This is a genomic window from Pseudomonas sp. GX19020, assembly GCF_023371075.1.
Taxonomy (GTDB): domain Bacteria; phylum Pseudomonadota; class Alphaproteobacteria; order Rhodobacterales; family Rhodobacteraceae; genus Pseudogemmobacter.
On record NZ_JAMCCR010000014.1, the window covers coordinates 41,108 to 65,891 of the forward strand.

Annotated in this window: 28 protein-coding genes; 5 read left to right on the forward strand and 23 right to left on the reverse strand. The window is 64.1% G+C overall.

The genetic code is table 11. From position 1 onward, the window contains the following. Positions 1 to 11: 11 nt before the first annotated feature. Genes M3484_RS18210 through M3484_RS18225 form a run of 4 tightly spaced genes read right to left on the reverse strand, consistent with a single transcriptional unit; the run spans position 12 to position 2,342 of the window. Positions 12 to 458, reverse strand: coding sequence for a MarR family winged helix-turn-helix transcriptional regulator (locus tag M3484_RS18210; RefSeq protein WP_092895714.1), 447 nt, complete (start codon positions 456 to 458; stop codon positions 12 to 14). Next, a complete protein-coding gene (locus tag M3484_RS18215; RefSeq protein WP_249498656.1) occupies positions 455 to 1,297 on the reverse strand; it encodes a carbon-nitrogen hydrolase family protein in 843 nt (280 codons plus the stop codon). Before M3484_RS18215 ends, M3484_RS18210 begins: the two co-directional genes overlap by 4 nt. After that, entirely contained in the window at positions 1,297 to 1,554 is a 258-nt protein-coding gene (gene grxC, locus M3484_RS18220; RefSeq protein WP_198836718.1) for a glutaredoxin 3, read from the reverse strand. The genes M3484_RS18215 and grxC overlap by 1 nt, the downstream gene beginning before the upstream one ends. Before the next feature lie 35 nt (positions 1,555 to 1,589). Further along, complete coding sequence (locus M3484_RS18225; protein WP_249498657.1) at positions 1,590 to 2,342, reverse strand: ComF family protein; 753 nt, start codon at positions 2,340 to 2,342, stop codon at positions 1,590 to 1,592. 77 nt (positions 2,343 to 2,419) lie between these two features. Between M3484_RS18225 and M3484_RS18230 the strand changes: the two genes are divergently transcribed. Together M3484_RS18230 and hemH are read left to right on the forward strand one after the other, a co-directional pair. Then, entirely contained in the window at positions 2,420 to 3,241 is an 822-nt protein-coding gene (locus tag M3484_RS18230) for a methyltransferase domain-containing protein (RefSeq protein WP_249498658.1), read from the forward strand. Between the two features lie 72 nt (positions 3,242 to 3,313). Next, a complete protein-coding gene (gene hemH / locus M3484_RS18235) occupies positions 3,314 to 4,366 on the forward strand; it encodes a ferrochelatase (protein WP_249498659.1) in 1,053 nt (350 codons plus the stop codon). 204 nt (positions 4,367 to 4,570) lie between these two features. Here the strand turns inward: hemH and M3484_RS18240 are convergent, their stop codons facing one another. Continuing rightward, positions 4,571 to 4,747: a hypothetical protein gene (locus tag M3484_RS18240; RefSeq protein WP_092895724.1), complete on the reverse strand. Its 177-nt coding sequence runs from the start codon at positions 4,745 to 4,747 to the stop codon at positions 4,571 to 4,573. Positions 4,748 to 4,891: 144 nt separating this feature from the next. Then, entirely contained in the window at positions 4,892 to 5,494 is a 603-nt protein-coding gene (locus tag M3484_RS18245; RefSeq protein WP_092895726.1) for a L,D-transpeptidase, read from the reverse strand. A gap of 262 nt (positions 5,495 to 5,756) precedes the next feature. Between M3484_RS18245 and dalA the strand changes: the two genes are divergently transcribed. Continuing rightward, the gene (gene dalA / locus M3484_RS18250; RefSeq protein ID WP_092895728.1) at positions 5,757 to 6,275 is read left to right on the forward strand and encodes a divisome-associated lipoprotein DalA; all 519 of its coding nucleotides are present in this window, start codon (positions 5,757 to 5,759) and stop codon (positions 6,273 to 6,275) included. Positions 6,276 to 6,375: 100 nt separating this feature from the next. On the opposite strand, the gene M3484_RS18255 is transcribed toward dalA, so the two are convergent. The 7 genes from M3484_RS18255 to hslO form a co-directional block, all read right to left on the reverse strand. After that, entirely contained in the window at positions 6,376 to 6,876 is a 501-nt protein-coding gene (locus tag M3484_RS18255) for a L,D-transpeptidase family protein (protein WP_092895730.1), read from the reverse strand. 96 nt (positions 6,877 to 6,972) lie between these two features. Continuing rightward, positions 6,973 to 8,208: a class I SAM-dependent RNA methyltransferase gene (locus M3484_RS18260; protein WP_249498660.1), complete on the reverse strand. Its 1,236-nt coding sequence runs from the start codon at positions 8,206 to 8,208 to the stop codon at positions 6,973 to 6,975. Then, positions 8,201 to 10,063, reverse strand: coding sequence for an ABC transporter ATP-binding protein (locus M3484_RS18265; RefSeq protein ID WP_249498661.1), 1,863 nt, complete (start codon positions 10,061 to 10,063; stop codon positions 8,201 to 8,203). The genes M3484_RS18260 and M3484_RS18265 overlap by 8 nt, the downstream gene beginning before the upstream one ends. Beyond that, the gene (locus M3484_RS18270) at positions 10,060 to 11,916 is read right to left on the reverse strand and encodes an ABC transporter ATP-binding protein (protein WP_249498662.1); all 1,857 of its coding nucleotides are present in this window, start codon (positions 11,914 to 11,916) and stop codon (positions 10,060 to 10,062) included. Before M3484_RS18270 ends, M3484_RS18265 begins: the two co-directional genes overlap by 4 nt. 60 nt (positions 11,917 to 11,976) lie before the next feature. After that, complete coding sequence (locus M3484_RS18275; RefSeq protein WP_249498663.1) at positions 11,977 to 13,128, reverse strand: CCA tRNA nucleotidyltransferase; 1,152 nt, start codon at positions 13,126 to 13,128, stop codon at positions 11,977 to 11,979. Positions 13,129 to 13,141: 13 nt separating this feature from the next. Beyond that, on the reverse strand, positions 13,142 to 13,762 hold the full coding sequence (locus tag M3484_RS18280; RefSeq protein ID WP_249498664.1) for a CoA pyrophosphatase: 621 nt from the start codon (positions 13,760 to 13,762) through the stop codon (positions 13,142 to 13,144). Then, positions 13,752 to 14,771 carry an Hsp33 family molecular chaperone HslO gene (gene hslO / locus M3484_RS18285; RefSeq protein WP_249498665.1) on the reverse strand — a complete coding sequence of 340 codons (1,020 nt, stop codon included), beginning with the start codon at positions 14,769 to 14,771 and terminating at the stop codon, positions 13,752 to 13,754. The genes M3484_RS18280 and hslO overlap by 11 nt, the downstream gene beginning before the upstream one ends. A gap of 224 nt (positions 14,772 to 14,995) precedes the next feature. On the opposite strand from hslO, the gene M3484_RS18290 reads away from it, so the two are divergent. Then, on the forward strand, positions 14,996 to 15,439 hold the full coding sequence (locus M3484_RS18290; protein ID WP_249498666.1) for an NUDIX hydrolase: 444 nt from the start codon (positions 14,996 to 14,998) through the stop codon (positions 15,437 to 15,439). Between the two features lie 62 nt (positions 15,440 to 15,501). Here the strand turns inward: M3484_RS18290 and M3484_RS18295 are convergent, their stop codons facing one another. The 5 genes from M3484_RS18295 to mbfA all read right to left on the reverse strand — a co-directional run bounded on the left by M3484_RS18295 (position 15,502) and on the right by mbfA (position 19,647). Then, positions 15,502 to 16,125 carry an HAD-IA family hydrolase gene (locus tag M3484_RS18295; protein ID WP_249498667.1) on the reverse strand — a complete coding sequence of 208 codons (624 nt, stop codon included), beginning with the start codon at positions 16,123 to 16,125 and terminating at the stop codon, positions 15,502 to 15,504. Next, positions 16,122 to 17,084, reverse strand: coding sequence for a DMT family transporter (locus M3484_RS18300; RefSeq protein WP_249498668.1), 963 nt, complete (start codon positions 17,082 to 17,084; stop codon positions 16,122 to 16,124). The genes M3484_RS18295 and M3484_RS18300 overlap by 4 nt, the downstream gene beginning before the upstream one ends. Before the next feature lie 13 nt (positions 17,085 to 17,097). Continuing rightward, the gene (locus M3484_RS18305; protein ID WP_092895748.1) at positions 17,098 to 17,577 is read right to left on the reverse strand and encodes a YaiI/YqxD family protein; all 480 of its coding nucleotides are present in this window, start codon (positions 17,575 to 17,577) and stop codon (positions 17,098 to 17,100) included. 158 nt (positions 17,578 to 17,735) lie between these two features. Next, positions 17,736 to 18,566: an S-formylglutathione hydrolase gene (gene fghA, locus M3484_RS18310; RefSeq protein WP_092895750.1), complete on the reverse strand. Its 831-nt coding sequence runs from the start codon at positions 18,564 to 18,566 to the stop codon at positions 17,736 to 17,738. A 103-nt stretch (positions 18,567 to 18,669) separates the two neighbouring features. Continuing rightward, positions 18,670 to 19,647, reverse strand: a complete 978-nt coding sequence (gene mbfA, locus M3484_RS18315; RefSeq protein ID WP_092895752.1) for an iron exporter MbfA — start codon at positions 19,645 to 19,647, stop codon at positions 18,670 to 18,672. Positions 19,648 to 19,895: 248 nt separating this feature from the next. Between mbfA and M3484_RS18320 the strand changes: the two genes are divergently transcribed. Next, positions 19,896 to 20,456: a TetR/AcrR family transcriptional regulator gene (locus M3484_RS18320; protein ID WP_249498669.1), complete on the forward strand. Its 561-nt coding sequence runs from the start codon at positions 19,896 to 19,898 to the stop codon at positions 20,454 to 20,456. Between the two features lie 291 nt (positions 20,457 to 20,747). On the opposite strand, the gene M3484_RS18325 is transcribed toward M3484_RS18320, so the two are convergent. The 5 genes from M3484_RS18325 to recR form a co-directional block, all read right to left on the reverse strand. Then, positions 20,748 to 21,143, reverse strand: coding sequence for a GNAT family N-acetyltransferase (locus M3484_RS18325; protein WP_249498670.1), 396 nt, complete (start codon positions 21,141 to 21,143; stop codon positions 20,748 to 20,750). 239 nt (positions 21,144 to 21,382) lie between these two features. Continuing rightward, complete coding sequence (locus M3484_RS18330) at positions 21,383 to 22,660, reverse strand: bifunctional folylpolyglutamate synthase/dihydrofolate synthase (protein WP_249498671.1); 1,278 nt, start codon at positions 22,658 to 22,660, stop codon at positions 21,383 to 21,385. 7 nt (positions 22,661 to 22,667) lie between these two features. Continuing rightward, positions 22,668 to 22,973: a monooxygenase gene (locus M3484_RS18335; protein WP_249498672.1), complete on the reverse strand. Its 306-nt coding sequence runs from the start codon at positions 22,971 to 22,973 to the stop codon at positions 22,668 to 22,670. A 25-nt stretch (positions 22,974 to 22,998) separates the two neighbouring features. Continuing rightward, a complete protein-coding gene (gene accD / locus M3484_RS18340; protein ID WP_249498673.1) occupies positions 22,999 to 23,925 on the reverse strand; it encodes an acetyl-CoA carboxylase, carboxyltransferase subunit beta in 927 nt (308 codons plus the stop codon). 246 nt (positions 23,926 to 24,171) lie between these two features. Then, on the reverse strand, positions 24,172 to 24,777 hold the full coding sequence (gene recR / locus M3484_RS18345) for a recombination mediator RecR (protein WP_249498674.1): 606 nt from the start codon (positions 24,775 to 24,777) through the stop codon (positions 24,172 to 24,174). Between the last annotated feature and the right edge of the window lie 7 nt (positions 24,778 to 24,784).

Consider the following 24,784-nt stretch of genomic DNA (forward strand, 5'->3'; position numbering starts at 1 on the left):
CGGGAGGGCGTTCAGCCCTCCTGTTCCAGCCTTGCCCGCATCTCACGCAGGACCGGCAGGACGGCGCGCACCCGGTCCTGGCCAAGCGCCTCGACCACTTCGGCAATCATCGGCGTCACTGCCTGGACGGCGGCATCGCGGGCGGCGCGTCCGGCGGGGCTGATCGCCACGAATTTCCGGCGTGCGTCATCCCAGTCGGGGCGAATATGGATATGCCCGGCCCATTCCAGCCGCGACAGTGTGTTGGTCATCGCGCCCCGCGTGACATGGAACGCGCGCGCAAGCTGCGCGGGGCTGCGTTCATCCTGCACCCGCGCGAGGTGGTTCAGCACCGAGAACTGCGACAGTTCCATGCCCTTTGGCAGTGCTTTCGAAATGCGGTTGCGCGCAAGCTGATCGGTCATGAACAATTCGCCAAACAGCGCGACGGCAATGTCTTCGGTGCGGTCCTGGCTCATAGGGGCGTATCCGGCCCGCTGAAATCGCGGTCATGGCTCAGCGCCGGAACCCGGCCCCGCGCCCGCGCGATCTGGGAAAGGTCGAGATCGGCCAGGGTGACGCCCGGCTCGGTCCCGCCATCGGCGATCACCTCGCCCCAGGGCGCGATGGCAAGCGAATGGCCCCAGGTGCGCCGCCCGCGGCCATGCGCCTCGCGGTGAAAACCGGTCTGGGCAGGGGCGAGGACGAAACAGCCATTTTCAATGGCGCGGGCGCGCAGCAGGGTCTCCCAATGCGCGCGTCCGGTGGTGTCGTTGAAGGCCGCCGGCACCGTCAGGATCTCTGCGCCGCCTTTCGCGAGGTGGCGGAAAAGATGCGGGAAGCGGAGGTCGTAGCAGACCGCCATGCCGACCTTACCAAAGGGTGTTTCCGCCACCACCGCGCGGTCGCCGGGCCGATAGCCTGCGCTCTCGCGGTAGATCTCGGTTTCCGAGACATTGACGTCGAACATATGAATTTTGTCGTACCGCGCGAGGATGCCGCCATCCGGCCCGATCAGAAAGGAGCGATTCGCGAACCGCCCATCAGCATCCTGCGTCAACAGCCCCAAGGAGCCGATCAGCAGATGCTTCCCCGCTGCTGCTGCCGCCTCGCGCAGGGCGCTGAGCGTGGGGTCGTCGGCCTCATGGTGATAAACACTGCGCTGGTGATCGCGCGATGAGGACAGGCAATTGGTCATCTCGGGCGTCAGGATGAAATCCGCGCCCGAGGCCACCGCTGTGCGAATCATCCCCTGGACCGAGCCGAGATTCTCGGCCGGGTCATCCGTCACATTCAGCTGGATCAGAGCCGCCCGCATCAGCCGGCCAGCAGGGGGTCAAGCCTGCCCTCATGCTCCAGCGCATGCAGATCGTCCGAGCCACCGACATGGGTCTCGCCGATGAAAATCTGCGGCACCGTCCGCCGCCCGCCGGCACGATTGGTCATGGCGATCCGCAGATCGGGGTCACGGCTGACGTCAATCTCGGTGAAGGCCACGCCCTTTTTCGTCAGAAGCCGCTTTGCCGCGAGGCAATAGGGGCAGGTGGGGGTGGTGTAGATCTCGACTTTAGGCATGGCTGGTCCCTCATTCCGGATGGAATTATAGGGATTTAACCATTGCGTGCAACGCGTGCGAGGGCGAGAACGGATACCGGCCCTGCGCCTGCTGCATGACAGGCGGCGGTGGCTGCAGAAAATGTCGCGCCCGAGGTCATCACATCATCGACCAGCAACACCGGTCGGCCCCGGATCCCGGCGGCCTGGCGCGGCGAAATGCGGAATGCCCCGTCAAGCGCGGCAAAGCGCGCCTCGCGCGAGCGGCCCTCCTGGCTGCCTGTGGCGCGCGGGCGGGTCAACAGATCGGGAAAGTGATCAAGCCCGGTCAGCCGGGCCAGTTCATGCGACAACAGGGCAGCCTGGTTATATTGCCGCCGAAAGAGCCGCCAGCGGTGTAGCGGCACCGGCGCGATCACCATGCCTTCGGCCAGCAGGGGCCGCGCCGCGCGCGCGAGCCACTGGCCCATTGGACGCGCCAGGTCCAGCCGGTCGCCATGTTTCAGCGCCAGCACAAGGCTGCGCCCGGTCGCCCTGTAGAGCATCGCCGCGCGCCCGGCCGCCCAGGGGCGGGGGGCGGCATGGCATTCCTCGCAAAGGTGATCCCCGCCGCCAGCTGCCCCGGAGGCATCCGGATCTGCGGGCACCTCCAGGCCGCAGGTGCTGCAGCAGGCGCCGGTGATAAACGGCGTGTCACGCCAGCAGCCGCCGCAAAGCCCGAAATCCGACGAGACCAGCCCGCCGCAGGCAATGCATTGCGGCGGAAATACCGCGCGGAGCAGCCCGAGCCCCAGTGTCTTCGCAAGCAAAGAAGGCCGACCGGACGGCGCCCCAATCACCTTATCTTCGCTTGCATCTTTGCCTGCGCCCCCTATTTTCCGCCATCATGTCCGCACCTGTCCTGACCGATCGCCACGCCCTTTCGCTGCACCGCCGTCGCGCGGTTGCCTCGCCTGATCCGGCCTTTTTCCTGCTTGAAGAGGCTGCCGATGAGATCAAGGAAAGGCTGCTTTCGGTTAACAGGAGGTTTACGGCGCCGGTTCTGATCAGCGGTTTTCCGGATTTCTGGGCCGGGGCGCTGCCGGATCTGCCGCAATCCCCGGATCTGCCGCTGCTGAAGCTGGCCCCTGGCAGCCAGGATGCCGTAATCCATGCGATGAGCCTGCATTGGGCGGATGATCCGGTCGGGCAGATGGTACAGGGGTTTCGTGCCCTGAAGCCCGACGGGTTGTTCCTCGCCCTTTTGTTCGGCGGGCAAACGCTGCACGAGCTGCGCGCCTGTCTTGCCGAGGCCGAGGCCGAAATCAGCGGCGGTCTCTCGCCCCGGATCCTGCCGATGGCCGAGATCCGCGATCTGGGCGCGCTGTTGCAACGAGCCGGATTCGCACTGCCGGTGGCAGACAGTTTCACCCGCAAAGTGGCCTATCGCGACATTTTTCATCTGATGTCGGATCTGCGCGCCATGGGCGAGACCAATGCGCTGGCAGCCCGGTTGCGCCGCCCGACATCGCGCGCGCTGTTTCTAAGGGCTGGCGAGATCTATCGGCAAAATTTCCCGGCAGCCGGCGACCGGATCGAGGCTACATTCGAGGTGATCTGCCTGACCGGATGGACCCCGCATGAAAGCCAGCAAAAGCCGCTGCGCCCCGGATCAGCACGCGCGCGGCTGGCGGATGCGCTTCGTGCGACGGAACACCGCTTGCCGTGATGCGGCCTGGCGCTTGACCCCACAGGTCAAGCCTGTATCCCGGACCCGCAACCAGCAGAGGGAGCGACAGGCATGACTGACGCGAGAATCAGCGCGGCGAACGGGCTTCCCGAAGGGCATCCGGTGACGGGCAGCAAGAAGATCGGCGTGCTGATCGCCAATCTCGGCACGCCTGACGGCTATGATTACTGGTCGATGCGCCGCTATCTGAACGAGTTCCTGTCAGACAAGCGGGTGATCGATATCCCGGACTGGAAATGGCAGCCGCTGTTGCAGGCGGTGATCCTGTCGAAACGTCCTTTCACCTCGGGGGCGAATTACAAGCTGATCTGGAACGAAGACCTGAACGAATCGCCCCTTATGACGATCACCAAGGCCCAGACCGCGGCGCTGGCGGCGTCGCTGAAGGCGCAGTTCGGCGACCGGGTCGAGGTCGATTTCTGCATGCGTTACGGCAAGCCCTCGACAGAAGAAAAGCTGAAAGCGCTGATCGCGAAGGGCTGTACGAAGATCGCCTTCCTGCCGCTTTACCCGCAATATGCGGGCGCGACGGTGGCGACGGCGAATGACCAGCTTTTCCGCGCATTGATGCAGGAAAAGCGCCAGCCCTCGGTCCGGATCGTGCCGGAATATTACGACAACCCGGCCTATATCACGGCGCTGGCGGGGGCCGTCACCCGGGCCTATGCGGGGCTTGATCACCGCCCCGACCTGCTGGTCGCAAGCTATCACGGCATGCCGAAGCGCTATGTCGAAGAGGGTGACCCCTATTTCTGCCAGTGCCGCAAGACCTCGCGCCTGCTGCGTGAAAAGCTCGGCTGGGAGGACGCAGAGCTGCACACCTCGTTCCAGTCGGTTTTCGGCACCGAGGAGTGGCTGCGTCCCTATACGGTCGAATATGTGGCCGAGCTGGCGAAACAGGGGAAAAAGCGGATCGCGGTGATCGCGCCGGCTTTTTCGGCCGATTGCATCGAGACGCTGGAAGAGATCCAGGGCGAGATCCAGGAGGCCTTCCTGCATGCCGGCGGTGAGCGCTTCACCTATATTCCCTGCCTCAATGACGATCCGGCCCATATCGAGGCCCTGACCGGCATCATCGCAGCGAATCTGGCCGGCTGGGTCTGAGCCGGCGAGGCACCTTCCGGGCCGTTCTGCGGGGTGATTCTGACGGTTACTTCCGGCAGGATGGTCTGGGTTCACCCTGCCTTTCATTGGCGCATCTGTCGCCGGGAGCCGACACAGGCAGAAGGCAGGGGCATTCACGCATCGGCACAAATGAAAAGGGACGGCAGAAACTCTGCCGTCCCTTTCCATGAATTGCTTCAGTGATCAGCTTGCGGCAGCTGCTGCGATCACAACGAGCACCAGCAGCGGAACAAGGATGCCGCCCGAGGACGACGTCGTTTGCTTCACGACTTCCGGCTCCATATGGGGTTCAACAACACCACCTGCGAAAGCCGACGAAGCGGCAACCGAGAGAGCAGCGGCAAGCGCGATTTTTTTCATCTTAGAATCTCCAGTTACAGCATGCCGTGGTATTGCAGAGGTCACGACATGCACCCAAGTGTCCTCGTATCCGTTTGTTAATCAGGAGCCCCTGGAAAATGCAATTCGCTGTAAGCGGGTGCTGTATGTAGGGCTAAAGTGTCGTCAAATTAGCAACACTTGTGTGCCAATTTGCGCCATATCGTAAAGTTCCTGCACGTGTTCATTATACATGCCGATGCAGCCATTGGACGATTTCCGCCCGATCTTGCGCGTGTCATGCGTGCCGTGGATGCGGTAATAGGTCCAGCTCAGATACATTGCGCGGGTTCCAAGCGGATTGTCCGCAGCGCCGCCTTCAACCACATCCGGCCATTCCGGATTGCGCTCTTTCATCGAGGGCGTCGGACGCCAGGACGGATTGACGACTTTTTGCACCACTTCGGTCCGGCCCAGACGGGTCAGATCATCCGAGAGCGGCACCGAGGTCGGGTACAGCCGGTAAACCGACTGGTCTTCCGACCAGAAATGCAGCGCCCGCGAGGTGATATCGACGAGAATCGCCCCTTTGCGGGTGTTGTCGAAATAGCCCCGCCAGTCCAGCATCCGGAAGCTGGAGGCATTGTTGCGCGGAGTATCCTGGGCCATTGCCGGCGTCAGCCCGGTGCCGAAAGTGGCGGCTCCGAAGGCAGAGGCGCCAAGTGCGGCGGCCCCCAACGCGGCGGCATTGCCAAGCACCCTGCGGCGATTCAGGTGGTCAGCGGACATTTCGTTACTCCTGGAATGGGTATTTTTGTGCGGAACCTAGTGTTTTCCGGCGTCATGCGCAAATCAAACGGTTGTAACTTTCGTGCATGGTGGCGACCTGCGCTGTGCAAAGGCGCGAAAGCGGGCCGGGGCGATGTCTGCAGGCCCCCGTGCATCTTGACCCGGGGCCGCCCGGCGCCTGCGTCACGCGTAGCATTTGCGCCTGCGCCGCAGAACGGATAAAAGGGGTAAAACACCGAAACGGGCAGTAGTTGGTGAGAACATGAACAGACGAGCATTCCTGGCCCTGGGGCCGGCACTTTTGCTGGCGGCATGTGTGGGGGCGGGAACCGAACCGGTGCAGCTTGGTGCGGATGGCAAGCCGTTGCCGCGCATCTATCGCATCACCCCGGCCATTGCCGAACAGATCCCTTATCGCTTCCTCGACAGCGTCAATACGATGCGGCGGGCAAAGGGCGCGCAGCCTCTGGCCTTCAGCGCGGCGCTGAATGCGGCGGCAGAGACCCATTCGCGCGATATGTCGGTGCAGAACCGCCCCTGGCATTTCGGCTCTGACGGCTCTTCGCCGCTGACGCGGGTGCAGCGCGCGGGCTATAACGGGCGGCTTCTGGGCGAGAATATCTCGGAGACCTATCAGACAGAGCTGGAGACGCTCTCGGTCTGGATGGCGGCCAAGGATCAGCGCGATGTGATCCTCGATCCGAATGCGCGCGAGGCGGGCTTCGCCTGGTATCAGGAAGAGGGCGGAAAGATCTGGTGGACGCTGGTAACAGGCGGCTGATCCGGCCGCGGAACCCCGGCGAAAGCAAATGACCAAAGCAAAACGGGCGGCCTGTGCAGGGCCGCCCGTTTTGCTTTGTCTGTTGGCTATGGGGGGAAATTCAGGGCAGGATATGGATCGGTGTGCCCAGATTGACCATGGAATAGACCTCTTCGATCTGATCATCGGTCACGGCGATACAGCCCTCTGTCCAGTCCCGCACCGAGACTTTGTTGCGCGGCCCGCCATGGATAAAGATCTCGCCGCCGGGTTTCTTGTTCTGCAAAAGCGCGAATTCCTTGTCGATGACATTGGGGTAATTCACGTAAAGCGACAGATGGTAGCGCGAGTTCGGGTTCTTGAAGGTCATGTAATAGGTGCCTTCGGGCGTCTTGCCGTCCCCTTCGAACTGCTTGTGGCCGACCGGAGCAAAGCCGAGGCCCACATCATATTTCTTCAGCACTTTTTCATTGTGCAGAAGATACATGATTCGGTCGGTCTTTTTGATGACGACCGAAGTGACCTCCGGGCCCTTATAGGTCCGGAATTTGGTATCCTTCTTGCCGCAGGCTGCCAGCGTCACCGCAAGCGCCAGGATAATAAGAAGTCTGAATGCCCGCATGGAGTGTTTCCGCTCGCCTGTTTTTTTACGGATAGCGGAATCACCTTGCTGAGGCCAGCATTCCCGTCGCCATCCGGTCTCACGGATGCGTTATTTTCAACGCGAAAAGCGGGCTGCCAGTTCGATATGAACCGACCAGCGGAACTGGTCGACGACCTGAACATGGTCGAGCCGGTAGCCGGCCTGGATCAGGATCTTTGCGTCGCGCGCAAAGGTGACGGGGTTGCAGGACACCATCGCGATCACCGGCACCTCTGACGCCGCAAGCCTCTGACATTGCGCCTCGGCCCCGGCACGGGGCGGGTCGATCACGACCGCGTCAAAGCCTTTCAGCTCATCGGTCTCAAGCGGGCGGCGGAACAGATCGCGGGTCTCGGTGGTGATCTTTTTCAGCCCCGGCGTGTTGCGCGCGGCTTTTTCAAGCGCACCAGTGAGGGCATTGTGGCCCTCCACCGCATGGACCGACGCCTCTGCCGCCAGCGGCAGGGCGAAAGTACCAAGCCCGCAGAACAGATCCGCAATACGCTTCGCGCCCCCGACGGCGGTTTTCACCGCGCTGACCAGTGCCGCCTCGCCCTGGAATGTCGCCTGCAAAAAGGCGCCGGGGGGAAATTCGACCCGCGCCGTGCCCAGCCGGATCACCGGCGCCTCGCGTTGCGAGATGATCTCTTTGTCCCAGGTCAGGCGCGCGATGGAGAACCGCTCGGCAAGCCGCGCAAGCTCCATCTGCGCCGGGCCGTCCAGCTCTTTACCGCCGGTCACAACCACATCCGGCCCCGCGAGGCTTTGCGTTACCTGAAGCTGGATCTCGGATGTGCGCGAGCCCCCGAACTGCACCAGCGCCTCCAGCGCGGGCAGGGTGGCCATCAGGTCGGGATGCAGCAGCTTGCAGCCCGGCACCGCGATGATCAGTTCCTGGCCTTTGGCGTGAAACCCCAGCTGCACACCGCCTTTGGTGCGCCGCCCCGACAGGGTCGCGCGCCGCCGTGTGGCCGGTGGCGAGGTCGCAACCCCGGGCAAAAGCGGCGCCTCGATCCCCTGGAGACGCAGCGACTGGGCGACCACATCGCGTTTCCAGCTGGCCACGAAATCATCCGAGGCATGTTGCAGCTGGCAGCCACCGCAGCTTTTCGCATGCTGGCAGGGCGGTTTTACGCGCGCAGGCGACGGCGTCACGATCCGCGCGCCGGTCAGACGGTCGCCCTGCAATATGCCTTCGACCTCTTCGCCGGGCAGCATCCCGGCAACAAACACCGCACCATCCGGGCCGGACGCAATCGCGTCGCCCAGATGCCCCAGCCGGTCAATGACCAGCCGAACCGTTTCACCCATTCGCTTCTTCCTGTTCGGTGACGATGAAGCCGCCCGACTGGCGTTTCCAGTACCGCGCATAGCGCCCGTCCTGTGCCAGCAGCGCCTCATGGCTGCCTTCTTCGACAATCTCGCCCTTTTCCATCACGATGATGCGATCCATCGCCGCGATGGTCGAAAGCCGATGCGCGATGGCAAGCACGGTCTTGCCCTGCATCACGCGTTCCAGCGCCTCCTGGATCGAGGCCTCGACCTCGCTGTCAAGCGCCGATGTCGCCTCATCCAGCACCAGAATGGGCGCGTTTTTCAAAAATGCCCGCGCCAGTGCGATGCGCTGCCGCTGGCCGCCGGAAAGCTTGACACCGCGCTCGCCAAGGAAGGCGTCATAGCCCCGGCGCCCCTGGTGATCGACCATGGAGGAGACGAAGTCATGCGCCTCGGCGGCCCGCGCAGCCGCCTCGATCTCGGCCTGCGAGGCTTCGGGATTGCCGTAAGCGATATTGTCGCGGGCGGATCGGTTGAAGGTCGCGGTCTCTTGCGTGACCATGCCGATCTGACGGCGCAGGCTTTCCTGCGTGACACCGCGCAGGTCATGGCCGTCAATGGTGACGGAGCCCTTTTCCGGGTCGTAAAGCCTGAGCAACAGCGAAACCAAAGTCGATTTCCCGGCGCCCGAAGCACCAACAATGCCGATCTTCTCGCCCGCCATGATGGTCAGGCGGATGTCGCGCACCCCGCCCCGGCCTTTCTCATCGGTGCGGCCATAGGCGAAGGTCACGTCATTATAGCCGATCTCGCCGCGAATCTGCGGCAGCTGCGCCGCATCTTCCGCATCGGCCAGCGTATGGGGGACAGAGAGGGTCTTCATCCCGTCCTCGACCTCGCCGACCGAAGTATAGATCCCCATCAGCGTGAACGAGACCCAGCCCGACATCTGCGCGATGCGGATCGCGACCGCGCCGGCGGCAGCGATATCGCCGGCAGTGGCCAGCCCTGCCTGCCATTGCAAGAGCGTGCCCCCGATCAGCAGGACCGGCAAAAGCCCTGACAGCGCCATCAGCGAAAAGCGAAACCAGGTCGAGATCTCGCCGAATTCAAGCGAGGCTTCGCGGAAGCTTTCCATCGCTTTCAGCGCGACCTCATCTTCGAACCTGTGATGGGCGAACAGCTTGACCGTTTTGATATTGGTAATGGTGTCGACCACCTGGCCCGAGACCATGGCGCGGGTCGCGGCGCGGGCGGCAGAATTTTTGCGCACCCTTGGCATGAAGAAGCGGATCATCACCACGTAGAAGATCAGCCAGCCCAGAAGCGCCAGCGCGACCAGCGGATCAATCGCCAGCAGGAAAATCGCCGACCCGATCACCGAGGCGAGCGCGAAACAGACGGTGTTGATGATCTCGGTCGCGGTATCGGTGACGGCGCGGGCGGCCTGCATCTGCTTGGTGGCGATGCGCCCCGCGAAATCATTGTCAAAGAAGGTGACCGGCTGGCCAAGCGTCCAGCGATGCAGCCGCGACAAGACCAGCGGCATCACATTCGGCCCGATCACCACCGAGTTCGAAGCCGATGACAGGCCGAACGCCATCGGTCGCAGCACTAGGTAGAAGATCAGGAAGATCAGCAAAAGCCCCATATGGGCCTGGAAAAACGCCTCCGGCCCGGCATTGACCGCCGCATCCACCACCCAGCCGAGGATCACGGCACTGACCACCTCGGTTGCACCGGCAATCGAGGAAATCACGCCTGCGACGATCATCCATGGCCAGGCGCCGCGCAGACACCAGCGCATGAAGGCGCCCAGGTTTTGCGGCGGCGGCCCATCCGCCGGGCGAAACGCGTCGATCCGTGCTCCGAGCCAGGCGAAAATGCTCATTGCGGCTGATCCTCAGACTGGTCTTCAAGGCCGATGAAGCCGCCCGATTGCCGTGCCCAGAACCGGGCATAAAGCCCGTTCTGGGCCAGCAATTCGGCATGACTGCCCTGTTCGGCCACTCGGCCATCATCCAGGACGACAATGCGGTCCATCTCGGCGATGGTGGAAAGCCGGTGCGCAATCGCGATCACGGTTTTCCCCTGCATCACGCCGTAAAGCGCGGCCTGGATCGCGGCTTCTGCCTCGCTGTCCAGCGCCGAAGTGGCCTCGTCGAGGATCAGGATCGGGGCGTCTTTCAGGATCACCCGCGCCAGAGCCACCCGCTGCCGCTGGCCGCCCGAAAGCTTCACGCCACGCTCGCCGACATGGGCGTCATAGCCGCGGCGCCCGGAAGGATCTTCCAGGGTCAGGATGAACTCATGCGCATCGGCGCGTCTGGCAGCCGCGATCATCTCGTCTTCTGTCGCATCCGGCCGGCCATAAAGGATATTGTCGCGCACCGAGCGGTGCATCAGCGAACTGTCCTGCTGCACCATGCCAATCAACCGGCGCAAGGAATCCTGGGTGACTTTCGTCACATCCTGACCGTCGATCAGCACCTCGCCGCCTTCGGGGTCGTAGAACCGCAGGATCAGCTTCACCAGCGAAGATTTCCCCGCACCTGACCGCCCGACCACACCGATTTTCTCGCCCGGACGGATCACCAGATCGATGCCCTGGATGCCGCCCGCCTCACGCCCGTAATGGTGGCGCAGGCCTTTCAGCTCGATCAGCCCCTCGCGATAGTCCAGCGGTTTCGCGCCGGTCGCATCGGTCAGCTGAATGGGCTGGGTGATGGTCTGCATCCCCTCCTGCACGACGCCCAGAGCCTGGACGAGGCCGGAAAACGCCCACATGATCCAGAAGGTCATATTGTTCAGCCGCAGAACCAGCGCCGAAGCGGCGGCGACGGTTCCGGTCGAGGCCTGGCCCTGAACCCAGAGCCAGACCGCCCAGCCGATGATCGCGATGATCAGGAACCCGTTCAGAAGCGTCAGCGCGAGATCCATCCTGGTGATGATCCGCATTTCCTTCTGGAAGGTCGTTCGGGCGTTTTCGATCGCCTCTTTCGCATAGAGGATTTCGCGGTCGTGATGGGCGAAGAGCTTGACGGAATGGATGTTGGAATAGGCATCGACCACCCGCGCGGTCACGGCCGAACGCGCGTCCGAGCTTGCCATCGCGGCCGGCCCGGCGCGGCGGATCGTCCAGCGCACCAGCGCCATGTAAAGCGCGAACCACAGAACCAGCGGCACCAGAAGGCGCGGATCGGCCTCGGCCAGCATAAGCCCCGCACCAACCACCGTGACGGCGGCAAAGGCCACCGCGTCAAAGGTCTGGAACACCGCGTCACCGGCGGCGGGCGGGGTTTGCATGATGCGGTTGGCGATGCGGCCGGCAAAGTCGCTCTCGAACCAGCCGACGGGCTGGCGCAGGACATGGCGATGGGCGCGCCAGCGGATCATGGTGCCGAAATTCGGCAGGATCGTATTGTGCAGCAGCGCCACGCTGCCGACCTGGATCATCGGGCGTATCACCAGGACCGCCAGCGCGATCAGCGCGACTTCCAGGCCGTGCTCTGCGAAAAAGGCGGCAGGGCCCGACGTCACCATCAGGTCGATCAGCCGCCCGAGATACCAGATCAGCGCCACTTCGATGAAGGCCGAGGCCACCGACAGGGTGCCGGTGACCGCAAAGACCTTGCGGAAGGGGCGGATATAGTCCCTCAGCCAGGGCCAGAGCTTGCGCGGCGGGGTATCCGTTTCGGAATAGGCGGTATACGGGTCGACGAGACCCTCGAAAAAGCGAAACATTTCAGCACCCGGAATTGTCCGGGGTGTCTATACGGTTTTGCGGTAAAAGGAAACTGCGGCTCAGGGCAGAGCCAGCAGTGCGTCTCTGCCGAGGGTCAGATCCGAGGCGAGCCAGGCCTCTTTCAGCACTGCCAGCCGCCGGCCAAGCGCAGGGCCACTGTAATCCGTCATCAGGTCCGCAGCGGTGACGGGGAAAGGGGCGGCGGCACCGCGCGCGACTGCGTCTTCCCAGCCAGGAGGCGGAGGGCTTTCGATCAGCGCCGCGCGCGCGAGGATGGCATCGGTGGCTGTTTCGCTGCCGAGGACATGACCCAGCCGGGCAGGGGCGCCGCCTTCCAGGGTGGCGTCGCGCAGGCGGGTGATCTCTGCGCTTTCGGCGCGTGAAAGGCGCAGGGTCTCGGGCAGGCTCTCGCCGCCCATGACCGCAAGGCGGCGGGTCCAGCGCGGGGTACGGCCCGCCTCGAAATGGACCAGCACTGCGATCTGGCGCGCATCGGCCCCTGGCAGCGTGGCCGCAAGGACGCCTGCGGCCTGCATCGCCGCCAGCGCAGGCGCCGGATCGGGGGCCGCGAGGAGCTTTTTCAGTTCGGCGCCGACCCTTTCGCGTGACAGCGTGCCGATCCCGTCGGCAAGCGCCGCGCAGGCGCCGAGGCTGTCCGGGTCCGGGCCTTCATCCGGGTCGCCATACCAGGCGTAAAAGCGGAAGAAGCGCAGAATGCGCAGGTAATCCTCGCGGATACGCGCCTCTGCCGCGCCGACAAAGCGGATATGGCGGGCCAGGGCATCTGCGAGGCCGGTGCCCAAAGGATCGGTCACGGTGCCATCTGCCCGGGCGTAGAGCGCGTTCATGGTGAAGTCGCGCCGCATGGCATCGTCTTCGATCCGGTCGGAAAAAGCCACCACGGCGCGGCGGCCATCGGTTTCGACATCGCGCCGCCAGGTGGTGATCTCATAGGGCTCGTCCCCGATGATCACGGTGACTGTGCCATGGTCGATCCCGGTCGGCACGGCGCGAAGCCCCGCCGCGCGGGCGAGCCCGATCACCCGGTCGGGATGCGCATCGGTCGAGATATCGACATCGGCGACAGGCGCGCCGATCAGCGCATTCCTGACGCAGCCGCCCACTGCCAGGGCCTGATGGCCCGCGGCTTCCAGCAGGTGAAACACCTGCTGGCTTTCGGCGCGGGTGAGCCAGTCGCCGGTAATCTTCATACTGCGGCGCTCTTCATGTTCCGTCCCGCCCGGCAGCGCGCCCGGCAAGGCCGCGCAGGATGCGGGCGGTGGCGCCCCAGATATACCACGGCCCCCAGGGCACTGTGTAATAGCGCCGCCAGTCGCCGCGCCACATCCGCCGCTCGATCGAGTAATGCGGGATCGACAGAAGATGCGCCAGCGGTACGGTGAAAACCTCTGCGACCTCACCGGCCTCGGGGCGCGGGGTAAACGGGGTCGCGATCAGCCCCAGAACCGGGGTGACCTGAAAGCCGGTCACCGTCTCATGGTCTGGCAGGCGGCCAAGGACCTCGACCGCGCCGGGGGCAAGGCCGGTTTCTTCCCATGCCTCGCGCAGGGCGGTGGCCTCGGGGCCGACATCCCCCTCGTCGGCCTTGCCGCCCGGGAAGGCGATCTGGCCGGGATGGTGTTTCAGCTGCGACGAGCGTTTCGTCAGCATCACCCGTGCCCCTCCGGGGGTAAGCAGCACCGGGATCAGCACGGCGGCGGGGCGCAGTTTGCGCCCCTCGGGCAGGCGGATGCCTGGATTCAGGTCGTAATCCGAGGATGGCCGGGCGGCCCCTGGCACAGCCAGGAGCTGCCGCAGCGTTTCGGGCGAAGGGTCAGCCGTCATTGCCGGTGGCGCTGGCCGCAGCTGTGCCCTCAAAGCCGAGCGTGGCCGGGTCCATCTCGTAATGCGCGCCGCAGAACTGGCAATCGGCGGTGACCCGGCCCTCCGGCGTCGTCATATGGGCGATGTCCTTCTGGCTGTAGATCGAGAGCGTGTTGCGCACTTTTTCTTCCGAACAGGAACAGCCGAACCGCAGCGGCTGAGCATCAAACACCCGGGGCTCTTCCTCATGGAAGAGCCGCACCAGCAGTTCCGTCGGCGCGACATTGGGGCCGATCAGCTCCAGCGTCTCGACAGTGTCGAGAAGGTGATTGGCACGGTTCCAGTCTTCGGCCGGTGCGCCGGAAAGAATATCGGCATGGGTCAGAAGCCCGCCTTCGCCCGAACCCTCTGCCGCCGCCACACCGCCGGTTTGCGGCATATGTTGCAGCATGATGCCGCCCGCGCGCCAGCCGGCCTCACGCCCCGGCTCGTGACTTTTGCCAAAGCTCAGTGCAAAACGGGTCGGGATCTGTTCGGATTGCGCGAAATAAGTTTCGGCACAGGATCTCAGGCTGCCACCGGCGATGGGCGTAAAGCCCTGATAGGGCAGCATCCCTTCCCCCTGGTCGAGCATGACCGCGAAATACCCTTCGCCGATCAGCGAAAAGGGGTCATCGGTTTCCGAAACCCGGTCAGCGTCATAGCTGGCATAGGCGCGGATGCGGGCGGGTTCGCCCTCGGCGGTCGGGCCGTAATAATCGGTGGCGATCAGCCGGGCCGCACCATTGCCCCGGATCTGCAGCGAGAGCTTCCAGCGGAGTTTGATCGTCTGCCCGATCAGCGCAGTCAGAAGCGCACATTCCGCCACCAGCGCCTCGATGGCGGGCGGGTATCTGTGTTGCGAAAGGACCTGGTCAAGCACCCCGTCCAGCCGCGCCACCCGGCCACGGATGCCGCTGAGGTCAAGCTGGAAGGGAAGGACGGTGTCATCCCACGCGATTTTGGAGCCGATCTGGGTCCCGGTTGCCATAGATTTATCCTCGGGCGCGGAATTTGCGCATGTCTGAAGGGCGGAGACCCGGGCAGGGCCTGGGCTCTGCACGCACATGCCTTCAGCCTTGCCCATCAGGGCGGGCTCTGGCAAGGCTGAAGGCAGAACGGCGCCCTGGCCGGGACTGGGTTCGACGGCCTATATAGGCGCGACAGGGCGGGTGACCAAGGGGGGCCGTTTATGGGGCGCTTTGTGGGGATGCGATGATCAGGCGGTATGGCGAGGCGGTGAAACCCGGGCAGCAGTATCGCCGGCGACCAGGGGCCTATGCGGTTCTGTGGCGCGCGGGCCGGATACTGACCACCTTCCAGCAAAGCCCGGTGCCGGAATTCCAGCTGCCGGGCGGCGGGATAGATCCGGGCGAAAACCCGCTCGCGGCGCTGCATCGCGAGGTCTTTGAGGAGACCGGCTGGAAGATCGATGCGCCGCGACGGATCGGGACCTATCGGCGCTTCACCTTCATGCCGGATTACGACTTCTGGGCCGAGAAGGTCTGCACGGTCTGGCTGGCGCGGCCGGTCCTGCGGCACGGGCCGCCAGGCGAGTCGGGCCATACGGCAGTCTGGCTGACCCCCGGAGAGGCGCTGGAGCTTCTGGGCAGTGAGGGTGACCGCGCCATGCTGGCACGGGTGCTGGCTGGCCGGTGACGGAAGCGGGGGGTATCTCCCTCCGCATCCCCGGTAGTATTTCGATCAGGAGGCAGGGGCGATCAGAGCCCGGCCTCATCCTCGGTCAGCAGGTCTTCCGCGACGAGACGACGGGCGAGGCCTTCCCAGCTTTCGACCTGATGGGTGCGCCAGCCGCGCCTGGCGGCGGCGGTGATATTGTCGGCGCGGTCATCGGCAAAGAGCAGCCGGTCGGGGGCGATGCCGCAATCCGCCTCGACATGGGCGTAGAGCGCGGGGTCCGGTTTCACCAGCCGCAGACGGCCCGAGATATAGAGCCGGTCGAAATCGGCGAGGAAGCCGTAGCGCAGCAGGGCATGGTCCCAGGAACCGTCGCCGAAATTCGTCAGAGCAAAGACCGGGATGCCTTTGGCGCGCAAAGTGTCGCGCAGCCGGATTGCTCCGGTGATCGGCGGCGAGGCGAGATCGTGCCAGCGATCATGCCAGAGCATGATCTCGGCCGCCCAGGCCGGATGATGTGCGGCAAGCTCCTCGATCGAGGCGCGGAAAGGCGCGCCGGCGTCGATCGCGTCATTGACTGCCACGAGGCCGGTCTGAGCAAAAAGCGCGCGGCGGCGGTCCTCGCCGATTTCGCGGTCATAAAAGCCCTCCGGATCCCAGCGGAGCAGTACATTGCCGATGTCGAAGATGACGGCTTCGGGTTTCACGTCTTTTTCCTTTTGCCGATGATCGCTTCGCGCCAGACGATATAGATGCCCGAGCCGCAGATCAGCGCGATGCCGCCCCAGGAGGTAAGGTCGGGCCAGGTGCCGAAGATGGTGACGCCCCAGAAAATCGCCATCGGCATCCCGGTATAGTCGAATGGGGCGAGGATGGCGGCTTCGGTGGTGCGATAGGCCTGGGCGACCATTAGCCCGCCGGTCACCACGCAGCAGCCGGTCAGCAAAAGCCAGGGGATATCGGCAAGCGGCGGCCAGATCCAGGGGCGCAACAGAAAGCTCCAGAGCTCATCGCCGGTTTCGAACCGGCCATCACCGCAGATCAGACCCATAAGCGATGACAGGATGATGAAACCCGAGATGACATAGAAGGAAAATGTCATCGCCGTCTCGGTTTCGCGCATCGAGCGCGTCATCAGATTGCCGATCGCATAGAGCAGTGAAGACAGGAGCACGAGGAGCGCGGCGATCTGGATGACCCCGGCGCCGGGGCGCAGGATCAGGATAGTGCCGATCAGGCCGAGGAATACCGCGAACCAGCGCCGCGGCCCGACACGTTCATGCAGCGCAAGGACGGAAAGCGCCGTCACCATCAGCGGGCTCGTATAGGACACCGCCGCCGCATCGGCCATCGGCATCACCGCGAGGCCCGTATAATAGACCGAGTTCGAGATCAGGATGACGAAAACCCGGATCAGGTGGCCCAGTGGCCTTCGGGTGCGCAGCTGGCCAAACCCGCGCGAGGAGCGCGCGATCAGGAAAAGAAGGACCGTCATCCCGATCAGCGAACGGATCAGGATGATCTGATGCAGCGCATAGCCGCTCGAAAGCTGCTTGATCGCCATATCATTGACCGAGTAAAGCGCGGTTCCGCCTGCCGCGAGCAGGATGCCGGTCAGAACCGGCGCGGGGCCGGACGGGCCGGCATGGTGTATGGGCTCAGACATAATGGCAGCAGATTCAGCCTGCTTTCCCGCCCGCGTCTGTCCTGCCCGCGACATCGGCGCGGCGCATCACGCGATCCAGCGCTTCCAGAAACCGCGAGCGGTCGGCTTTCGAGAAGGCGCGGCCACCCCCCTGGCGGAACGGATCGGCCGAGCGCAGGTCTGCCATCAGATCGCGGGTGGCCAGAACCGAGCCGATATTGCGCTCATGCAACTCTTCCCCATTGGGTTTGACGACAAAGGCGCCGCCTTCGATCACGCGCGCGGCCAGCGGGATATCCGAGGTCACCACCACATCACCGCGCCCCGCGTGGTCCGCAATCCAGCGATCAGCCTCGTCCAGGCCCTGACCGACATAGACCGAGGAGACCAGCGGATTGGCCGAGGGCCGGATGCCGCCATTCGAAACCAGCACCATCGGCTGGCGCAGCCGGGTTGCAACCTGTTCGGCCTCGGCTTTCACCGGGCAGGCATCGGCGTCGATATAAAGCGTCATCGGGCATTCCTGACATGCATTGTCATCTCTGGCTGGCCGGGGAAGCCTCCGGCGGGGATATTTAAGGACAGATGAAACACGGATATTTTCATCTGTCTCTAAATATCCCGGGGGAGAGGCCCTGAAAGGGCCGAGGGGGCAGGGCCCCCTCTTTGTCTTCAGCCCCTCAGCGCGTCGACATGGAAGGAGATGTGATCTTCGATGAAGGAGGACACGAAGAAATAGCTGTGGTCATAGCCTTTCTGCATCCGGAAGGTGCCGCCCTGGCGGCGTTCTGTCATCGCGGCGGCAAGGGCTTCGGGTTTCAGCAGGTCGATGAACTGATCTGAGGTGCCCTGGTCGATCAGCACCGGCCCGTCAAAGCCACGTTTGCGCATCAGCGCCGAGGCGTCATGCGGCGCCCATGTGCTCTCATCCGCACCGAGATAGGCGGTGAACTGTTTGCGGCCCCAGTCTGACGCCATCGGGTTGCAGATCGGCGAAAAGGCCGAGACCGAGGAAAAGCGGCCCGGGAGGCTCATCGCGATGGTCAGCGCGCCATGGCCGCCCATCGAATGTCCGGTGATCGCCTGGAGGCCTTCCTCCAGCGGGAAGGCGCGGAATACGAGGTCCGGCAGCTCATCCGTCACGTAATCCCACATCCTGTAGTGCCTGGCCCAGGGGCCTTCGGTCGCATTCACATAGAAGCCGGCGCCCTGACCCAGATCATAGGCCTCATCATTGGCGACCGCCTCGCCGCGCGGGCTGGTATCGGGGAAGATCAGCGCGATGCCGGCCTCAGCGGCCCAGCGTTGCGCGCCGGCTTTCACCATCGCATTCTCATGCGTGCAGGTCAGGCCCGAGAGATACCATAACAGCGGCACGGGCCCGTCTTCGGCCCCTTCCGGCAGGAAAAGGCCAAAGGTCATATCGGTCCGCGTGGTCTCCGAGGCATGGCTATAGACGCCCTGCACCCCTCCAAAGCAGCGGTTTTCCGAAATCGTCTTCATGGTCTCTCCTCCTTCGTCTCCGGATGGGGCGGATCCCGGCCCCCTCCGGCTTTGGCGCCACCATGGAGTTATTGCCGCGCCGGAGCAAGGGGCGCGGGCGCACCTAGCCGCCGCCGATCAGCACACCGGCGGCAAAGACCAGTGCGCCGCCCAGCACCACCTGGAAGGCCGCGCGCAGGAATGGCGTCTCCATATAGCGGTTCTGGATCCAGGCGATGGCCCAGAGCTCAAAGAACACCACGATCATCGCAATGGAGGTGGCCAGGTGGAAATTCGGGATCAGATAAGGCAGGGCATGGCCAAGCCCGCCAAGGGCCGTCATCACCCCGGTCGCGATCCCGCGTTTGATCGGGCTGCCGCGCCCCGAGATCCGGCCATCATCGGCCGCGGCCTCGGTAAAGCCCATCGAGATCCCGGCGCCGACCGAGGCGGCCAGCCCCACCAGAAAGGTCGTATGGGTGTTTTGCGTCGCGAAAGCCGTGGCGAAGATCGGCGCGAGGGTCGAGACCGAGCCATCCATCAGCCCGGCAAGGCCTGGCTGCACCCAGGTCAGGATGAACTGGCGCTTTTCCGTCTGGCTCTCGGCCGCACTGGCATCGTCGCTCAGATGGGTTTCTGTCAGCTGATCGGCCGCCCGTTCATGGGCTGATTCCGCCTGGGCCAGATCGCCCAGCAATTTACGCGTTGCCGCATCGGTGATATGGGCGGCGGCGCTTTCATAAAAGGCGCCGGCCTCGCGTTCCATCTTGGCCGCCTCGGCCCGGATTACGTCCAGCGACATCTGCGCCTTCAGCCAGACCGGCCTGCGCATATGGAACCCTGCCACATGTTCGCGCCGGATCAGCGGGATCACCTGGCCGAACCGGCTTGTGAAAAGGTCGATCAGCGCGCGGCGATGGCCGTCTTCCTCAAGCGCCATCCCATCAAACACCGCCGCGCTGGCGGGGTATGCCTCCCGGAGATGGTCGGCGTAATGGCGGTAAATGCGGGCGTCATCTTCTTCTGACGAGATCGCCAGAGCGAGGATCTCTTTCTCTGAGAGATCCCGGAGCCGGCGGCGGGATGAGAGCGCGGTCAACATCTCGGACCTCCATCACAGTGGCATCACTTAAGCCCCCCGGCACAATCTTTGCACGACAGGCTGCATAGCGGCCAGCTAGCCTGCTGCGCTGCCGGAAGGCCAGCCGGAAATTCCGGCCCGGGGGCGAATTGACAAGCCTCATGGTTGCCAATGGCCCGACCGGCGGCCATGATGCTGCTGTTATGACATGTATTTCCGACTCCGAGGTCCGCAGAGGCCGAAAATTTGATCAGGTTCAGGAAGGCGCATTGCGTGTTTTCCTGCGCGATGGGTTTGAAGGCGCATCGGTCGATGAGATCGCCCGCGAGGCCGGGGTTTCCAAGGCCACGCTCTATTCCTATTTCCCCGACAAACGCGTGATGTTTGCCGAAGTGTTCAGCGTCGAATGCCAGCGCCAGGCCAGGTTTGCCGAGGCGGATATGACGCAGACCCCCCCGGCGCGCGAGTTTCTGGCCCAGTCCTCGCGGCGGGTGATCCGCTTTGCGCTGTCGGATTTCGGGCGGCAGCTCTTCCGGCTTGTCGTCGGCGAAGTGTCGCGCTTTCCCGAACTTGCGCGGCAGTTCTATGTGAACGGGCCGGGGATCGTCAGGGGGCGGCTGGAGACCCGGCTGCGCGAGCTGGCGGCACGCGGCGAGCTGGAGATCGCGGATTTCGACCTTGCGGTGGACCAGTTTGTGCAGCTGGCGAAATCGACGGTGCATGACCGGGCGATGCTGAACCTCGTCGATGACATCCAACCCGAAGAGATCGAGCGCGCGGTCGAGGCCACGGTGGAGATGTTCATGGCCCGCTACGCCGCGAAAGGCTGAGGCGCCTGTCCCCGGGTCGGGTACGCTTTCGGGTCATCAACCCTATGGCCTTAATTCAGCGCAGGGGACGGGCAGACAGAAGAGCGGCCCCTGACGAGATCGGTTCTGCCAGAGGGCAAAGGGGGCGGGTGGTCTCCGGGCGTCCCATGGGCCGGTCATAATCGGCAGTCAGGCCCGCCCCGCCGCCGCTGGGCGCGGCGATCTGTCAGCCGCAAAACGTTCGGGCCAGCCGTCACCTGAGTTACCCAGGGGTGTGCTTGCGCAGTATCACAGGCCGGGCCTGGGTGCCGCTCAGGGTGACGGGATACCGCCCGACTCAAGCAGCACATAATCCTGACCATTCGCATGGCCGTCACCGGCCTGCGTGAACTGATTTGCCCGATAGAACGCAAGTGCCGGGGTGTTCAATGCGACGCATTTGAGGCGGTAGCGGGCAGTCGGCCAGCCGGGCAAGGCCCGGAGAAGGGCCGACCCGATGCCACGGCGTGGAAGGTCTGGGTCAACATGCAGGTGATGGATGAAATTGTCGGGTGCCCAGACCGAGATGAAACCCAGAATCCGACTGGCCTCCACAGCGACAAATTGCAACTCATCGACTGTCTGGAGGTCGAAATCCTCGGCACGCAGCGAGGACGGATCCTCCCAGACGAAGGCCGAGCGTCTGGATCGCAGGAACAGGTCTCGCAAGGCTGGCACGTCTCGGGCGTCGGCAATTCGGGTTATCAGGTTCGCACCCTTTCCTGGGCTGATGGCTGTGTCCGGTCCTTTGATCAGTCAATCAGACCAATGACGCCCGGCCCCCGTTAAGGAGCCTGAAGACCCGCCCGGCAATTATGCACGGACGGCAGGCGTGCATCCGCTGCGGCCGAACCGCAAAACGGTCCTCAGGCACTGATATTCGGCGCAGAAATGGCCGGGCGCCTGGCTCAGCCATTCTCCTTCAGGATCTGCCCCGCGAGATAGAGCGAGCCGCAGATCAAGACCCGTGCCTCAGGCGCCCGGGCGGCGATCTCGTCAAGTGCAGCCTGGACCGACCCTGCAACCGCGGCAGGGATCCCGGCGTTTGCAGCTGCATCGCGCGTCGCCGTGGCCGGCAGGGTGTTTGGCTCGCCCGGGATCTCGACCGCGATCAGACGCCGCAATCCGGGGGCGAGCGGGCGCATATAGCCCGTCACATCCTTGGTGTTGAGCATGCCGCAAATCGCGTAAGTATCGCGCGCGGGCATGCGGGCAAGCGTTGCCGCCACCGCATCGCCGCCTGCCGGATTGTGACCCCCATCAAGCCAGAGCTCGATGCCCGGCGCCGATGCCGCAAGCGGGCCTTGCGTCAGGCGCTGCATTCGGGCGGGCCAGACGGCCTGGGTGACGGCAGCCTCGCAGGCGGCTTCATCCCGGCCCAGAAGGCGCAGCGCGGCAATCGCAGCCCCGGCATTCTGGATCTGATGCGGCCCCGGCAGATTGGGCAAGGGCAGATCCAGCAGGCCGTTCTCATCCTGATAGACCATGCGGCCGCGCTCTTCGGCGATCTGCCAGTGCTGGCCAAAGGCAATGACCGGTGCGCCAAGACGGGCGGCCCTGGCTTCAATCACCGCGAGGCCCGCCTCTTCCTGGGGCCCTACCACGACAGGCACACCGCGCTTGATGATCCCGGCTTTCTCGCCGGCGATCTCGGGCAGCGTCTCGCCGAGATATTGCTGATGGTCGACCGAGACCGGCGTGATGATCGTGAGACGCGGCTGTTCCACGACATTGGTGGCGTCGAGCCGCCCGCCAAGTCCGACCTCGAGCAGCGTGAAATCCGCCTTCACCCGCGAAAAAGCGAGCATCGCCGCCACGGTGGTGATCTCGAAAAATGTGATCGGCTCGCCGCCATTGGCGGCAATGCATTCATCCAGCAGCGCCATCAGCGCCGGTTCCGAAATCAGCTCGCCGGCCAGCCGGATCCGCTCGTGGAACCGCGCCAGATGCGGCGAGGTATAGGCATGGACCTTTGCGCCCGAGGCCTCGAGCCCGGCGCGGATCATCGCCTGGGTGGAGCCCTTGCCATTGGTGCCCGCGAGATGGATCACCGGCGGCAGGCTGCGCTCGGGGTGGCCGAGAGCCGCCAGCAGGCGATGTACGCGGTCAAGCGTCAGGTCGATGATCTTTGGATGAAAGCTCATCATCCGCTCAAGGATCGCATCCGATCCGGTGCTGTCTGGCATGGTCATGTCAGAGCGGCGCGCGCGTGATGGCGGACAGCGCGTCATTCACCGCAAAAGCATGTGCCACAATGCCGGTGATGCCGAATGCTGCGAGCCGGGCCGAATGTTTCACGCGGTACGCCTCTGCCGCGTCAGCCGTGGCGAAGAGGTAGATCCCGCCTGCGCGGCTGTTGTCCTGGTTCTCGGTCCAGATCTTCCACAAAAGCCCCAGCTCTCCGGCGATATCCTGTGCCAGGTCCTCCATTGCCGCAGTCATCCCGGCCCCCCAGGGGCCCGTGAAGGGGAAATCGAACTGAAGAAGTGTGACAGACATCATGAATGCCTTTCCTGGCTCAGCTTTAGGGCGTTTCGGGGGCCGGAGCACTGGTCGCGACCGGGGCCGGTTCGGGGGCGGCAAGATCGGCGCGGATCGCCGGGGGCTGGCCGGTGAGCATGCGCAGGATGGTGATCAGCTCTTCCCGCATGGATTTGCGATGGGTCACGCGGTCAAGCATGCCATGATCCAGCAGGTATTCGGCGCGCTGGAACCCTTCGGGGAGCTTTTCGCGGATGGTCTGTTCAATAACGCGCGGCCCGGCAAAGCAGATCAGCGCATTGGGTTCGGCGATCTGCACATCGCCCAGCATCGCATAAGACGCCGTGACGCCGCCGGTGGTCGGATGGGTGAGGACGACGATATAGGGCAGCCCTGCCTCTTTCAGCATCTGGATCGCCACGGTCGTGCGCGGCATCTGCATAAGGGCAAGGATCCCCTCCTGCATCCGTGCGCCGCCGGCGGCGGAAAAGACCACGAAGGGCTTTTTCATCTGAACCGCGCGCTCGGCACCGGCGATGAAGGCATTGCCGACATACATCGACAGCGATCCGCCGATAAAAGCGAAATCCTGCGCGGCGGCGACGATGGGGGTGCGGCCGATCTCGCCCTCGGCCACCAGCATCGCCTCTTTCTCGCCGGTCGCTTTCTGCGCGGCTTTCAGTCGGTCGGGATATTTCTTCTGATCGCGGAAATGCAGCGGATCGGCGATGGGTTCGGGAACCTTCACCTCGGTGAAAATACCACCGTCGAACAGTGCGGTGAAGCGATCCCGCGGGCTGATCGCCATATGGTGATCGCAATTCGAGCAGACATTGAGATTGGCCTCGAGCTCACGGTGGAACAGCATCGTTCCGCATTCCGGACATTTGGTCCACAGGTTCTCGGGCACCTCGCGCCGCGAGAAGAGCGAGTTGATCTTCGGGCGGACGTAATTGGTGATCCAGTTCATATGCAGGCCTTTCCACCGGGGACGTTTCGGGGGTCTGAGGTTTGGTCTCCGAGATAAGGCCACGGCGCCCTGAATGCAATGCAAAGGCCTGTGGCCGGCGGCGAAGAGGGGGCCAGCCCCCTCGCGGCTTTGCCGCTCACCCCCGGGATATTTAGAGACAGATGAAATTGCTAAGTGAGAGTGGTTTTCAGCTGTCCTTAAATATCCCCGCCGGAGGCATCCGCAGCCGGCAAGAGGCCGCGGGGTTCAGAGTTTGCGCCGCGCCCGCAAGGCGGCTCCGAGCGTGCCATCGTCGAGATGGTCAAGCTCGCCACCGACCGGCACACCCTGGGCAAGGGTCGTGATCTGCGCTGTCGTCACCGTCAGGGCATCGGCGATATAATGCGCGGTGGTTTGTGCATCAATTGTGGCGCTCAGAGCGAGGATCACTTCGGTGATATTTTCATCCGAGACCCGTGCGACGAGGCGCGGGATTCCGAGTTCCTCGGGGCCAAGCCCGTCAAGCGCCGAAAGCGTGCCGCCGAGAACCTGGTAGCGGCCGCGAAACACGCCGGCGCGTTCCAGGGCCCAGAGAGCGGCGACATCTTCGACAACGCAAAGTTCACCCGTCGCGCGGGCGGGATCCTGACAGATCGGGCAGATGTCTGCGGTAGAGATATTGCCGCAACTCTGGCAGTCGCGGGCGTTCAGAGCCACTTCGGCCAGCGATTGCGCCAGTGGTGCCATGACCTGAGCGCGACGTTTCAGCATGGCCAGCACCGCCCGCCGGGCCGAGCGCGGGCCAAGGCCCGGCAACCGCGACATCAGCTGGATCAGTGTTTCGATACCGGTCTCGTCAGAAGTGCGCGTCACTGGGGCG

Bases quoted from the DNA above. Each gene is read 5' to 3' on its own strand.
- M3484_RS18210 (WP_092895714.1), bottom strand. From the start codon at position 458: ATGAGCCAGGACCGCACCGAAGACATTGCCGTCGCGCTGTTTGGCGAA.
- M3484_RS18215 (WP_249498656.1), bottom strand. From the start codon at position 1,297: ATGCGGGCGGCTCTGATCCAGCTGAATGTGACGGATGACCCGGCCGAG.
- grxC (WP_198836718.1), bottom strand. From the start codon at position 1,554: ATGCCTAAAGTCGAGATCTACACCACCCCCACCTGCCCCTATTGCCTC.
- M3484_RS18230 (WP_249498658.1), top strand. From the start codon at position 2,420: ATGTCCGCACCTGTCCTGACCGATCGCCACGCCCTTTCGCTGCACCGC.
- hemH (WP_249498659.1), top strand. From the start codon at position 3,314: ATGACTGACGCGAGAATCAGCGCGGCGAACGGGCTTCCCGAAGGGCAT.
- M3484_RS18240 (WP_092895724.1), bottom strand. From the start codon at position 4,747: ATGAAAAAAATCGCGCTTGCCGCTGCTCTCTCGGTTGCCGCTTCGTCG.
- M3484_RS18245 (WP_092895726.1), bottom strand. From the start codon at position 5,494: ATGTCCGCTGACCACCTGAATCGCCGCAGGGTGCTTGGCAATGCCGCC.
- dalA (WP_092895728.1), top strand. From the start codon at position 5,757: ATGAACAGACGAGCATTCCTGGCCCTGGGGCCGGCACTTTTGCTGGCG.
- M3484_RS18255 (WP_092895730.1), bottom strand. From the start codon at position 6,876: ATGCGGGCATTCAGACTTCTTATTATCCTGGCGCTTGCGGTGACGCTG.
- M3484_RS18260 (WP_249498660.1), bottom strand. From the start codon at position 8,208: ATGGGTGAAACGGTTCGGCTGGTCATTGACCGGCTGGGGCATCTGGGC.
- M3484_RS18265 (WP_249498661.1), bottom strand. From the start codon at position 10,063: ATGAGCATTTTCGCCTGGCTCGGAGCACGGATCGACGCGTTTCGCCCG.
- M3484_RS18270 (WP_249498662.1), bottom strand. From the start codon at position 11,916: ATGTTTCGCTTTTTCGAGGGTCTCGTCGACCCGTATACCGCCTATTCC.
- M3484_RS18275 (WP_249498663.1), bottom strand. From the start codon at position 13,128: ATGAAGATTACCGGCGACTGGCTCACCCGCGCCGAAAGCCAGCAGGTG.
- M3484_RS18280 (WP_249498664.1), bottom strand. From the start codon at position 13,762: ATGACGGCTGACCCTTCGCCCGAAACGCTGCGGCAGCTCCTGGCTGTG.
- hslO (WP_249498665.1), bottom strand. From the start codon at position 14,771: ATGGCAACCGGGACCCAGATCGGCTCCAAAATCGCGTGGGATGACACC.
- M3484_RS18290 (WP_249498666.1), top strand. From the start codon at position 14,996: ATGATCAGGCGGTATGGCGAGGCGGTGAAACCCGGGCAGCAGTATCGC.
- M3484_RS18300 (WP_249498668.1), bottom strand. From the start codon at position 17,084: ATGTCTGAGCCCATACACCATGCCGGCCCGTCCGGCCCCGCGCCGGTT.
- M3484_RS18305 (WP_092895748.1), bottom strand. From the start codon at position 17,577: ATGACGCTTTATATCGACGCCGATGCCTGCCCGGTGAAAGCCGAGGCC.
- fghA (WP_092895750.1), bottom strand. From the start codon at position 18,566: ATGAAGACGATTTCGGAAAACCGCTGCTTTGGAGGGGTGCAGGGCGTC.
- mbfA (WP_092895752.1), bottom strand. From the start codon at position 19,647: ATGTTGACCGCGCTCTCATCCCGCCGCCGGCTCCGGGATCTCTCAGAG.
- M3484_RS18330 (WP_249498671.1), bottom strand. From the start codon at position 22,660: ATGCCAGACAGCACCGGATCGGATGCGATCCTTGAGCGGATGATGAGC.
- M3484_RS18335 (WP_249498672.1), bottom strand. From the start codon at position 22,973: ATGTCTGTCACACTTCTTCAGTTCGATTTCCCCTTCACGGGCCCCTGG.
- accD (WP_249498673.1), bottom strand. From the start codon at position 23,925: ATGAACTGGATCACCAATTACGTCCGCCCGAAGATCAACTCGCTCTTC.